Here is a 12,364-nt window from a genome sequence, read left to right on the forward strand (position 1 = left end):
TCTGCTTCTGTGGGAGCTGGCTTGCCTGCGCCTACAGTTGAGCGTGTTTAAGTTCTCGCGCTGCGCCAGGCCTGGATCAGTTGTTCGAAGGTCTGCTGCACCTGCTGGATCAGCGTTTCGTCGTCAATTTCACCCGCCATCCATGCCCTGCTCGGCTCCTGGAAGATCGTCCGGCCCACGGCAAACCCACGGCAGGTCCGGCTCTGGCTGGCCTGCTGGAAGCCCTCGGCCAAAGAATCTGCCGGGGCATTGAGGCCCAGCAATACCACGCCCCGGCAATAGGGATCGCGCTCCTCGATCAGCTCATCGAGCTTGCGCCACTGCTCGGCCGTCTGCGCCTCGATCTTCCACCACGCCGGGTAGATGCCCAGGTTGTACAAGCGCTTGAGGCTGCGGTAGAGCACATCCGGGTAGGTCGAGGGATGATCCTTGGGTGGCACCACTTCCAACAGCAGTTCATGGCCACTGGTTTGCGCCGCTTGATACAGGGCCTTGAGCTGCGCTTCCTGCTCCAGGCGCAGCAGCGGCTCGTCGTCGGGGTGAAACTGCACCAGGCACTTGATGATCTGCTCCTGGGGCCAGGCGATCAGGTTGCTGCCGATCGAACGGCCGTGCTCGAACGCCAGCGGCCGCGAGCCCTGGACCTCCACCGGGCGCGCGACCCACCAGCCACGGCCGGTGGCGGCGTTCAGCGCATCCTGGCCAAAACGCTGGTCGGCCAAAATGCCCACATCGGCCTCGACGCCCTGCTCGCGCAGCTTGCCCTCCACGCGTTCGACCGCCTGGATAAACAGCTGCTTGATCGCAGTGATCCGCGCCGGGTCCTGGCCGCCTTTTTGCGCCAGCTCCAGCAGTTGCCAGCGATGATCGAAGGCGAACACAAACAGCTGCTTCCAGGCCTTGCGCGGCACACTGACCTGATGCAGGCGCTGCAACACCGGGTCCTGGTCCGGCCGGGTGATCGGCACCGGGCTGCTGAACAGGTACTCAAGCTCGGCCGGGGTCGGCATCGCCGGCGCGCAGGCATGGCGTGACACCACCAACCCACCGCAGGCATTGGCCAGTTGGCAGCAGCGCGCGTCATCGGCGTCGTTCAACCAGCCGCTGAGAAAGCCCGCCATAAACGCATCGCCGGCACCCAGCACGTTAAGCACTTCGACCCGCACACCGGGGTAGATCGCGCCGTCTTCCAGGCGCGCCGGGATGGGCCCATGGATCACCGTGCAGCCTTGCGGGCCGAGCTTGACCACCAGCGTGGCGGTCGTCAGTTGACGCACGGTGCGCAAGGCGCTGAGCAGGTCTTGGCTGGCGCCGGCAATCAGGAACTCTTCCTCGGTGCCGACAATCAGGTCAAAGCGCGGCAGGATGCCTTGCAGGTGCTGGCTGACGTTCTGGTCGGCAACAAAACGCGTCTCGCCGTCAGCCTTGCCCGCCAGGCCCCAGAGCACCGGGCGGTAGTCGATATCCAGCACGCGCTTGACGCCGTGCCGCTCGGCGTAGTCCAGGGCCTGGAGGCTGGCCTGGTACACGCCATCGGTAGAAAAATGGGTGCCGGTGATCAACAGCGCCTTGCTGCTGGCAATCAAGGGTTCGCGGATATCCGCGGCGCACAGGGCCATGTCGGCGCAGTTTTCGCGGTAGAACACCAGGGGGAAGGTTTCGCGGTCCTTGAGGCCCAGCAGGACCATGGCCGTCAGGCGCTGCGGGTCGACGGTAATACCGCTGACATCACAGCCCTCACGCACCAACGACTCCACCAGGAAGCGCCCCATATGATCGTCGCCGACCCGGCTCAACATCGCCGACTTGAGCCCCAACCGCGCGGTGCCAAAGGCGATGTTGGCGGAAGAACCCCCCAGGTATTTGGCGAAACTGGTGACGTCTTCCAGCCGCGCCCCGACTTGCTGCGCATACAGATCGACGCCCAGGCGCCCAAGACAAATCAGATCCAATTGACGCCCACTGGCAAAACGAGTCTGGCCCATGCTGGCTCCTGTTATTTTTATCAGCCCGCGCCGGCCATCGTGATGGCGACGCTCTTGGTGGATGCAGACTAGGACGTCCCACGCCATCAATCAATATTTATTCCATAAATATTTTATGTGGAATATATATTCCATTAAGATATTTTTTGCCGCCTTCCCTGTAGACTTGCGCCCATCGACCTATTGTCAGGGGCAAGGTGCCGCTCACCTGCCCTGTAAGAACAAGCCAAAAGGATTGCCCATGTCCCGCACCGATCAGCAGGCTCCCACCGAGACGCTCGCCAGCCCTCCGATCAATGCCGAGCGTCTGTTGCAGCTGATCACCGATGAATACGAAAGCCTGCCCCGCCAGCTCAAGCGCATCGCCAGTTACATGAGCCAGCAGAGCGATCGGATCATGGTCGATCGCATCAGCGATATCGCCCGGGAATGCGAAGTCCACCCATCGGCCATCGTGCGCTTTTCCCAGCGCTTTGGTTTCAGCGGGTTCAGTGAAATGCAGGCGCTGTTTCGCGAGGCGTATACCCACAAGACCACGCCGGTGCAGAACTATCAGCAGCGCATTCGCAGCATGATCGCCAACAAGTCGCAGAAAGCCAGCGCCGGCGATCTGGCCCGTGAATGCGTGAATGCCACGCTGTCTGGCATCGAGCGCCTGGGCCTGGAGTTGGACGACGCCGCCTTCGAGAAAGCCGTGGACCTGGTGGTCAACGCCGACAATATCTACGTGGTCGGGGTGCGCCGGTCTTTTGCAGTGGCCGACTACCTGGTCTACAACCTGCAGCACACCAACAAGCGCATCCACCTGGTCTCGGGGCTGGGCGGCAGCTACCGCGAACAGATGCGCAGCGTGCGTGCCAATGACCTGGTGATCGCCATCAGCTTTACCCCCTACGGCAAGGAAACCCAGCACTGCCTGCGCATCGCCCAGCATCACCAGGCCAAGACGTTGATCATCACCGACAGCAACCTGTCACCGCTGGCCAAGCGTGCCAACACGGTGTTGCTGGTCAATGAAGGGTCGTCGTTTGCGTTCCGCTCGCTGAGTGCCACGCTGTGCCTGTGCCAGGCGCTGTTTATTGCCGTGGCGTACCGGCTGGAGCTGAAGGTCGATGAGATTCACGAGCAGGTGGGGTTTGACGATTAAAAAAAAGGCCGCCCCTGCGATGCAGGAGCGGCCTTGATCAAGCACCTCAGTGGATCAGTGCATAAAGATCGCGATCAGGATAATGACCGGGATAGGCACACCGAGGAACCACAGCAGTAATGAGCGCATGACGTTCTCCTTTAATTAACGAATGGTTTCCAGGTACACCACGGCATCCCGACGGCGACCGCCGAAGGTTGCGGCGAAGCTGGCAAAGAAGGCACCGAGCAACAGCGCGACGAAGGTCCACAACGAGGTCACGGCGGCGATCTTGCTGGCGGTATCGGCGGCCTGCTTGGCCTTCAACTTGGCATCTTCCAGGGCTTTGCGGGCATCACCGTAGACCTGGTCGACACGCCGTTCGGCATCGGCCTGGCTGAGGTTGGTGCGCTGGCTGATCAACTGCGCCAGGTAGGCGCGGTCTTGCGGGGCCAGTTGGCCATCGTTGCCCAGGGTGCGGGCGAAGATCCGCGCCACCACGCCATGCACTGCGTCATCACTGGCCGCTGCCGGGCGATCATCGCGGAACAGGCTGTCGACGTAATAGCCGAAGTCATCGCCATTGGCCGCGTTGCCGGCCGCCTGGGTCAAGCCGCTGGCGGCACCCGAAGCCACGCTGGCACCTGCCTGTACACCACCACCGACAATACTGCTGACCGAGCCGACCACCAGGGTTGCGGTCACCAGCGTGGCCACGGCCCAGGCGAGAAAGCCGTGGGCGGTGTCGCGAAAGTACACCTCATCGCCATGCATATTGGCCCACTTGACCCGCAGCCGGCCGGCGATATAACCGCCCAGCCCCGCCGCGACAATCTGGGTGAAGGCCAGCCAGACAATCGTGGAAATGCCCAGGCCCTTGGCGCTGATGCCGCTGTCGGCCCACGGCGACACCGCCGAAAAGCCCAGGCCGAAGCCCAGCAACACCAGGACCAGGGACAATGCAGCGGCAGCTGCGGCCCCGGCAAAGATCGCCCCCCAGGAAACCCCGGAGAGCGTGCTCGACTCTTGCAAAGTGGATGAGGATGTCATCATTGTTGTTGTGCTCCAGGCGTGAAAAATGGTGTTACATCTGTCAAAAGGGACAGTGCAGGCGCCGTGCCAGTAGCCACAAAAATAAAAACCTTTTAATTTCAATGAGATAAGTAAGTTGAACTTCCTAGGATCATGCAACTTGCAAGAACGCCGCGTAAGTGGCGGGCGTTATGCATTCCCAAGCCATCCGCCAACCCCCTGTGGGAGCGGGCTTGCCCGCGATGACGGTATATCAGTCAACTATTTATCAACTGACCGTGCGCCATCGCGGGCAAGCCCGCTCCCACATAGACCGAGCCCTACATGAATTTTCTTTTAGAAACCTCGCGATCATTTCTTGGCAAAATGCCCCCCACTTCCGTGTGACCAGGTAACCCTTATGACGCGCATTTTGACCATCGAAGACGACGCCGTGACGGCCCGCGAGATCGTCGCCGAGTTGAGCAGTCATGGACTGGACGTGGATTGGGTCGACAACGGCCGCGAGGGCCTATCGCGGGCGGTGAGTGGCGATTACGACCTGATCACCCTCGACCGCATGCTCCCGGAGCTCGATGGCCTGGCCATCGTCACCACCTTGCGCACCCTCGGGGTGGCGACGCCGATCCTGATGATCAGCGCCCTCTCCGACGTGGATGAGCGGGTGCGCGGGCTGCGCGCCGGGGGCGATGACTACCTGACCAAACCCTTTGCCTCCGACGAGATGGCGGCCCGGGTCGAGGTGCTGCTGCGGCGCAACAATGCGCTCAAGACCGCGCAAACCGCATTGCGCGTGGCCGACCTGGAACTGAACCTGATCAGCCGCGAAGCCAGTCGCGCCGACCAACCACTGAGCCTGCTGCCCACCGAGTACAAATTGCTGGAATTCCTGATGCGCAACACCGGGCAGATCCTCTCGCGGATGATGATTTTCGAGGAAGTCTGGGGCTATCACTTCGACCCGGGCACCAACCTGATCGACGTGCACATTGGCCGCCTGCGCAAGAAAATCGACCCGCCGGGCCTGACGCCGCTGATCCGCACGGTACGAGGTTCGGGCTATGTCATTGCTGAACCCGTCTAACGGCTGGCGCTCCTCCAGCAGCCGCCTGCTGGCCCTGTACAGCTCGCTGTTCGTGGCCTGGAGTTGCATCCTCATGGGGGTGCTCTATTACGAAGTCTCGGGTTACCTGGGCGACCTCTCGCGCCACTCGCTGATGCAGCGCCGGCACCTGTTCCAGCGCTTTGAGGGCGCGCAACTGGATGAAGCCCTGGCCACCAGCATGACCTTCGATATGAAGGGCATTGACGCCTATGGCCTGTTCGATGGGCAACAACGGCCCCTTAGCGGCCCGATCCAGCAGATCCCGGCAGACTTGCCCCTCGACGGGCACATCCATGCCCTGGCCAACTGCACCGAATCGGACGACCCGAAACTGCCCCGGGGCAGTTGCGATGCGGTGGCGACCCACACCCAGGATGGCCGCTGGCTGGTGCTGGTGCGCGATAACGGCTCGTTGCTGGGCGTGACCCGGATCATTCTGCAGGCCCTGCTCTGGGCAATCTCGCTGACCATCATCCCCGGCGTCGCCGGCTGGCACCTGCTACGCCGGCGCCCCTTGCGGCGGATTCGCGGGATCCAGGCCAGCGCCGAAGCCATCGTCGCCGGCGACTTGACCCATCGCCTGCCGCTGTCCAACCGCCGCGACGAACTGGACATGCTGGCGGCCATCGTCAACGCCATGCTTGAGCGCATCGAAAAGCTGATGAACGAGGTCAAGGGCGTATGCGACAACATTGCCCACGACCTGCGCACCCCACTGACCCGCTTGCGTGCGCAGTTGTATCGGATCAAGCAGCAGACCGCCGACGGCTCGCCCCAGGCTTTGCAGCTCGATGAGGTGATCAGCGAGACCGACACGTTGATGGCGCGCTTTCGCGGTTTGCTGCGCATCTCCGAATTGGAAGACCGTCAACGCCGCTCCGGCTTCCAGGTGTTCGATCCATTGCCCTTGCTCCAGGAACTCCATGACTTCTACCTGCCGTTGGCGGAAGAAGGTCAGCTGGAACTGCTGTTGCAAGCCCCCGAAGCATTGCCCTCGGTTATCGGCGACCGGGCGCTGCTGTTCGAGGCCCTGGCCAACCTGCTGAGCAATTCAATCAAGTTCACCCCGCCGGGCGGCGAGGTGCTGCTGCGCGGCATCAATGATGCCGGCAGCACATGCATCGAGGTAGTGGACACCGGCCCAGGGATTCCCGAAGTGGAACGGGTGGCCGTGTTCCAGCGTTTTTACCGGGTTGGTGACGGTCAGCAACAGGGCAGCTTTGGCCTGGGCCTGTCGATTGTGGCGGCGATCGTCAACCTGCATGGCTTTGGACTGGAAGTCGGCAGCAGCGAGCGCGGCGGCGCGCGATTGACCCTGCACTGCCGCGCACAAACCCCTCTGTAGAAACAGCAATCAGGCCGGGAAGTTTTTGCGCAGCGCCTCAACGCCGCCGGTGTAAACGCCGCTGAACAGCTCCTCAACCTCTGCATCGGTCACACCGGCAATCGGGGTGAACACACCCGACCAGGTGACTTTGGCCGAGTGCTCGCCCAGCGCTTGAACCTGCAATGTCGCCAGATACGCACTGACCGGGAACGGCGACTCACTGATGGTATAGCTGTAGGTACGCGCCACGTTATCAAAGGTCTGCAAATGCTCGACCACCACCGCGCCATCCACGGTTTGCAGGTGGCGCACACGCCCGCCTTCGCCCGGCTCACTCTTGGCAATCAGCGGCAGCCAATCGGGCAACGAGTTGAACCCGCCGACCAGTTGCCAGACTTGATCGGCCGAGACCGGGATTTCAATGCAAGCAGCTGCTTTGGCCACGATAAAACTCCACGACAGGGGGAAAGTCAGGCAGCTTACGCTGCCTGGCGGTGTTGGCGCTATTGGCCGGTCAGCCGTGGGCCGACTTGGCACACTCGCACCCGGTGGCCGACTCGCACGGCTCACCATGGGCATGATGCTCGGCACAACCCTGGCAGCAATAGCCCTTACCGTCTTTGGTCACAGCGTTCTGCCCCAGTACACATTTGCAATGAGGGCAGGCACAGGTTGGATCTGGCATGATCAGACTCCTTTTTCATGGTCGTCCCGGTGCAGCGAATGCCGGCACCTTAAGCAGTGACTGCCGGCCGACACCCAAGGTTCAGCGCCGTTAATCAGCCTGGCGTGTACTGCTGCGATACATGAACACCAACGCCAATGCCAGGCACAGCATCGCCAACACCCGGCTAGTGGACAGTTCGATGGCCGTGTTGCCCATCCAGCCGAAGTTGTCGATCAGCATGCCCATGGCCAATTGGCCGACGATGACCGCCACCGTCGCCACCGCCGTGCCCACGATGGGTACCGCGCCGACCATCACCATCATGTACACCACGCCGAACAACGCCCCGGTCAATTGCCACTTGGGCACCTCGAGCAGGCTCACGGCCTGGGCCGGTTCGAAGAACAGAATCAACAGGCCGGTCACCAGCGTGCCCACCGAGAACGTCACCAGGCTGCTGCGCAGCACGCCGACGGTTTGCCCTAGGCGCCCATTGATCGCCGCTTGCACACTCAACACCGCGCCTGCGGCAACCACCAGCACCAACAATAGAATCAGATTCATCGCCTTAACCCCGTGCAATCAAAACAAGCGCTATCACAATCAACAGCAGCGCAATCCAGCGTTCGCCATTGACCCGCTTGCGGGCGGTGCCAAACCAGCCGAAGTGGTCGATCAGCACGCTCTTGCCGACCTGGCCGGAGAGGATCGCAATCATGGTCATGGCAATCCCGATATGGGGCGTGGCCAGGGTCAGCACCACCACATACATCGGCCCCAGAAAGCCACCGATCAGTTGCCAGCGCGGCAGTTCATTGAGGGCCGGGCCTTTTTGCGGGCCGCTGAACAGCAGGAGCAGCAGCAGGATTGCCGTACCCACCCCGAAGATGCTCAAGGTCGCCCATAGGTGCCCCACCTGGGCGCCCAACGGGCCCAACAGGCCAGCTTCCACCGACAGGCCCATGCCCGCCAGGATCACCAGCGGCAATAGCAGCAGGCCCAGCCGGTGCTTGGGGCGGGCCGGCGTCTGGGTCGCGGCCTCGAGAGAAGAAGTTTGCATACACCACCTACACGTCAGAGAAGAACAATGGCGCGCATTATCCGGTGGCCCTGCTGTGCGATAAATGGGAGCATGCAGACAACACCTTTGCGCAACACGCACAGAACGGAGTGACCATGCAGGGCTTCAACGAGTTGAGTTTCAAGGCGCTGCGCCTGTTTGTGGCGGTGCTGGACCACGGCAGCTTCTCCGAAGTCGCACGCCGCGAAGGCCTGGCGCCCTCCTCCATTTCCCGGCAGATCCAGTTGATGGAACAGGCCCTGAGCCAGCAATTGCTCTATCGGCATACCCGTGCGGTCAGCCCCACGGAAGCCGGGCGCTTGCTCGGGCATCATGCGCGCCTGATGCTGCAACAGCTGGAAGAAGCCGGGCAGGCCCTGCAAGAACAGGAAAGCGAACCCAGCGGCCTGGTGCGGATCAATGCGCCCATGGTCTTCGGCCAACGGCACCTGTCGCCCTGGCTGGCCGAGTTGTGCCAGCGATACCCCAAGCTGCAACTGGATATCCAGCAGACCGACACCTACGTCGACCCCTTGCAGGAAGGCGCCGACCTGTTGTTCCGAATCGGTGTGCTCAACGACTCCGGGATGCAGGCTCGCATTTTTGCGCCCCAGCGCTACCGCATCGCCGCCAGCCCCGAGTACCTGGCGCGCTGCGGCACGCCGCGCCATCCCGATGAGCTGATCAATCACCAATGCCTGGCGTACAAGGGCGTGAACGGCCAGCAGCGTTGGTACTTTCGCCGCGAACAGGGCGACTGGACGCCCTACACGGTCAAGGGCCCGATCACCGGCAACCACGCCGACACCCTGGCCCGCGCTGCCGAACAAGGCCTGGGGTTCGTGGTGTTTCCTTCCTGGCTGATCGGCGACAGCCTGCGCGCCGGGCGCTTGCAGGCGGTACTGACCGACTACGAAGTGGCAACCACCCTGGAGCCGCAGCAGATTGCCGCCCTGTGGCCCGGCAGCCGGCGGTTGTCGGTGAAGGTCCGCACGGTCATCGACTTTTTTGTCGAACGCTTCGGCAGCGTGCCCTACTGGGACCGCTGAATCAGAACAGCCACTGGCCGATCAACCAGGCGTTGGCGCCACTGATCACGCTGAACAGGCTCCAGGCCAGGATCCGGGTGGGCAGGCGATTGACGAACGGCCCCATCAGTTGGCGGTCGCCGGTCATGCGGATCAGCGGGTACAAGGCAAAGGGCAACTGCAGGCTGAGGACCACCTGGCTGAGGACCAGCAATTTGCCGATGGCATCGTCGCCCATCAACCACACCCCGAGGAACGCCGGGATCAGCGCCAGGCCACGGGTGATCAGGCGGCGTTGCCAGCAGGGAATCCGCAAGTTGAGGTAGCCCTCCATGATCACCTGGCCGGCGATGGTGCCCGTGAAGGTCGAGCTTTGCCCGGACGCCAGCAAGGCAATGCCGAACAGGATACTGGCAAAGGCACCGCCCACCAGCGGGTCCAGCAGGTGGTAGGCGTCCTGGATTTCTACCACCTCGGTATGGCCGGTCTGGTGGAACGCCGCAGCCGCCAGCACCAGGATCGCCGAGTTGACCAGCAGGGCCAGGGCCAGGGAGCCGATGGTATCGATGCGCGCCAGCTTGACCGCGTCCTGGCGGCTGGCCAGGTCCTTGCCGAACAGGCGGGTTTGCACGATGGACGTGTGCAGGTACAGGTTATGGGGCATCACCGTGGCCCCGAGGATACCGATGGCCAGGTACAGCGGCGCGGCGTCACTGATCGCCGAGAGGGACGGTGTGAAACCGCGCATGACGTCCGGCCAATAAGGCTTGATCAACACCAGTTCGACGAAGAAACACACGCCAATGGTCGCCACCAGCGCCAGCATGATCGCCTCCAGGCGCCGGAAGCCACGGTTTTGCAGGGCCAGGATCAGCAGCGTGTCAAAGGCAGTGATGACAATGCCGGTCGTCAGCGAAACCCCCAGCAGCAGGTGAAACGCCAGGGCGCAGCCAAGGACCTCGGCCAGGTCGGTGGCGATGATCGAGATTTCCGCCAGCACCCATTGCGTGCGCGCTGAACGCTGGCTGTAGCGTTCGCGGCACAATTGCGCCAGGTCCTTGCCAGTGGCGATGCCCAGCCGCGAACACAGGCACTGCACCGCCATCCCCGCCAGGCTCGCGAGCAAAACCACGAACAGCAGGTTGTAGCCGTAGCGCGAGCCGGCCTCGATGGCCGTGGCCCAGTTGCCGGGGTCCATGTAGCCGATGGAGATCAGCAGGCCAGGGCCGGCAAACTGCAGCACCCGTTTGAAAAACGACGCGCGCGGATCAACGGGGATGGTGCCCGCCACTTCCGGGGGGCAGAACGGGGCAGTGGCAATTTTCGGCAGGCTGAATTTCACGTTGGGTACCAGACAAATATATGGGTATCGGTGTTACCGGTGGCGAGGGGGCTTGTCCCCCGCTGGGCTGCGCAGCAGCCCCAAAACCTGCTATCCCGGTATCTAGGTGAGGCTTACTGGGGCTGCTGCGCAGCCCAACGGGGGACAAGCCCCCTCGCCACGGAGATCAAGCGCCTCGACTACCTGCGCTACCAGATCCATTTCCTGATTCAGCGCCTCACGTTCCATACGCTGGCGAATCACCCCCAGCACCAACACCGCCAGGGTGGTGATGGAATACGCCGGCCCGGAAAACGCCCGCACCCCGCTCACCAGCAGCATAGCCGCCGCCAGCGCCTGCCCCACCACCGGAATCGCCGTGGCCGCACCTCGGCGCAGGATAAACCCGGTCAGCCCGGCCAACGCCGTGCCGCTCAAGGCAGTGGTGGCCGAACGGCCGACATCGAATCGGTTGAAAAAGCCCTGCTCCTTTTGCGCCGCCGCCCGGAGTTCGGCCTCGAACACCGCGCGGTCGGCCAGGCTGAGTTTGTCCTTGTACTGCTCGATCAGGGTCTCGGCGACCCGCTCTTCCAGGCTCACCAGGGCCACACTGTCGAGGGGCTGGTCAAACTTGAGCCCAACGCGCAGGGCCACGTCCTGGGCCAATTGGCGATAACTCACCCCATGCCCACGGGCCAGGTTCATAAAGCTGTCACCGCCCATGCGCTGCAACTCGATGGCCAGTTGCAATGGGTCGCGCACCTGGGCATCGATGGTCGCGCTGCGCTTGGCGGCCATCAACTCGGCGAGAAACTGCAGCTCTGGCGCCCGTGCCTGACGCAGCACCGGCAACAGGTCCACGTCTTCCTCGGCAAAACGCACCTCGGCACTGCGCTGGTCCGCACGGATCATGCCGCGGCGCTCGTGCAGCAAGTCGGTGTACTGCACCACGGTTTTCAACTGCGGCCAGTAGGCAGCGTGGTCGAAGGTGACCAGATGCACATTGGTCACTTTGCCCTTGAGGGATGGCGTCAGGGGGATGGCGTATCGGCCAATGCAGCGCTCGGCATCCGGTTTGAGCGCCAGGGCCCAGTCCTTGCTGGAATGGCAGTTGATCACCCGCCCCTTGAGCGGCGCCGATACCTGCTCCCAGGGGCTGGACGTGCAAATCGCGCCGCCCATCAACAACAGGTGATTGAGCGGCAGCTCCCGGGCCAGTTCCGGGTTGGCCAGCAGGCTCTTGACCAGCAGGCGAGCGCCCAGGGAATGGCCGATCAGGTTGATCTGGCGCACGTCGATCGACTCGGCGTGCAGGTAGTTGGCCAGTTCCTCCAACAGCGTCCTGGCCACTTCGTCCACCCGCGCCTCGACACTTTTGTAGTGATCGAGAAAATAGCCCACCGCCTTGCCCAGGCCCACGGTGGCCGCACCCAGGGTGCCGCCGCCGAGCATCGAGGTGATGATGTCCTTGAAGGGCGCGAACAGGTTTTCCAGGAAATGCCCGGCGGGCCAGAACAGCATCAGGTTGGTCGAGCCCTCGATCCCCGCCAGTTGCGCCTGGAAACTGGCCAACTGTTGCTGGTTGAAAAACGCAGAATAGCCATGGACATAGAGATTGAGCACCTGCCCCTGGGGCTCGCCGCACAGCACGAACGAGGGCTTGCGGGTGCGGTGCATTTCATCCCACTGGTGTTGCATGAGGCGCTGGCTCCT

Annotated in this window: 12 protein-coding genes; 4 read left to right on the forward strand and 8 right to left on the reverse strand. The window is 62.8% G+C overall.

Annotated features, from left to right (window positions below):
• Positions 1-47: 47 nt before the first annotated feature.
• Positions 48-1,985, reverse strand: a complete 1,938-nt coding sequence (locus HKK57_RS26365; protein ID WP_169391127.1) for a bifunctional 5-dehydro-2-deoxygluconokinase/5-dehydro-2-deoxyphosphogluconate aldolase — start codon at positions 1,983-1,985, stop codon at positions 48-50.
• Between the two features lie 241 nt (positions 1,986-2,226).
• On the opposite strand from HKK57_RS26365, the gene HKK57_RS26370 reads away from it, so the two are divergent.
• Complete coding sequence (locus tag HKK57_RS26370; protein ID WP_029293072.1) at positions 2,227-3,132, forward strand: MurR/RpiR family transcriptional regulator; 906 nt, start codon at positions 2,227-2,229, stop codon at positions 3,130-3,132.
• Between the two features lie 144 nt (positions 3,133-3,276).
• On the opposite strand, the gene HKK57_RS26375 is transcribed toward HKK57_RS26370, so the two are convergent.
• Positions 3,277-4,164 (reverse strand): hypothetical protein, encoded by an 888-nt coding sequence (locus HKK57_RS26375; RefSeq protein ID WP_092235530.1) that lies wholly within the window; start codon positions 4,162-4,164, stop codon positions 3,277-3,279.
• Between the two features lie 379 nt (positions 4,165-4,543).
• On the opposite strand from HKK57_RS26375, the gene HKK57_RS26380 reads away from it, so the two are divergent.
• Entirely contained in the window at positions 4,544-5,227 is a 684-nt protein-coding gene (locus tag HKK57_RS26380) for a response regulator transcription factor (RefSeq protein ID WP_029293076.1), read from the forward strand.
• On the forward strand, positions 5,205-6,593 hold the full coding sequence (locus HKK57_RS26385; RefSeq protein ID WP_169391128.1) for a sensor histidine kinase: 1,389 nt from the start codon (positions 5,205-5,207) through the stop codon (positions 6,591-6,593). Before HKK57_RS26380 ends, HKK57_RS26385 begins: the two co-directional genes overlap by 23 nt.
• Positions 6,594-6,602: 9 nt before the next feature.
• On the opposite strand, the gene HKK57_RS26390 is transcribed toward HKK57_RS26385, so the two are convergent.
• From HKK57_RS26390 to HKK57_RS26405, 4 genes are all read right to left on the reverse strand, one after another.
• A complete protein-coding gene (locus tag HKK57_RS26390; protein WP_029293080.1) occupies positions 6,603-7,019 on the reverse strand; it encodes an SRPBCC family protein in 417 nt (138 codons plus the stop codon).
• 70 nt (positions 7,020-7,089) lie between these two features.
• On the reverse strand, positions 7,090-7,260 hold the full coding sequence (locus tag HKK57_RS26395) for a metallothionein (protein WP_029293082.1): 171 nt from the start codon (positions 7,258-7,260) through the stop codon (positions 7,090-7,092).
• A gap of 90 nt (positions 7,261-7,350) precedes the next feature.
• The gene (locus HKK57_RS26400; RefSeq protein ID WP_070995228.1) at positions 7,351-7,806 is read right to left on the reverse strand and encodes a DMT family transporter; all 456 of its coding nucleotides are present in this window, start codon (positions 7,804-7,806) and stop codon (positions 7,351-7,353) included.
• 4 nt (positions 7,807-7,810) lie between these two features.
• Positions 7,811-8,302, reverse strand: coding sequence for a DMT family transporter (locus tag HKK57_RS26405; protein ID WP_178121282.1), 492 nt, complete (start codon positions 8,300-8,302; stop codon positions 7,811-7,813).
• 116 nt (positions 8,303-8,418) lie between these two features.
• Here HKK57_RS26405 and HKK57_RS26410 point away from each other — a divergent pair, with 116 nt between their 5' ends.
• A complete protein-coding gene (locus HKK57_RS26410; RefSeq protein ID WP_029293089.1) occupies positions 8,419-9,351 on the forward strand; it encodes a LysR family transcriptional regulator in 933 nt (310 codons plus the stop codon).
• A gap of 1 nt (position 9,352) precedes the next feature.
• Here HKK57_RS26410 and HKK57_RS26415 read toward each other — a convergent pair whose 3' ends face one another.
• Entirely contained in the window at positions 9,353-10,672 is a 1,320-nt protein-coding gene (locus HKK57_RS26415) for an Nramp family divalent metal transporter (protein WP_029293091.1), read from the reverse strand.
• 102 nt (positions 10,673-10,774) lie between these two features.
• Positions 10,775-12,349, reverse strand: coding sequence for a DUF726 domain-containing protein (locus HKK57_RS26420; protein WP_050492765.1), 1,575 nt, complete (start codon positions 12,347-12,349; stop codon positions 10,775-10,777).
• Positions 12,350-12,364: the final 15 nt, after the last annotated feature.

This window comes from Pseudomonas sp. ADAK21 (assembly GCF_012935735.1).
GTDB classification, from domain to species: Bacteria; Pseudomonadota; Gammaproteobacteria; order Pseudomonadales; family Pseudomonadaceae; genus Aquipseudomonas; species Aquipseudomonas proteolytica.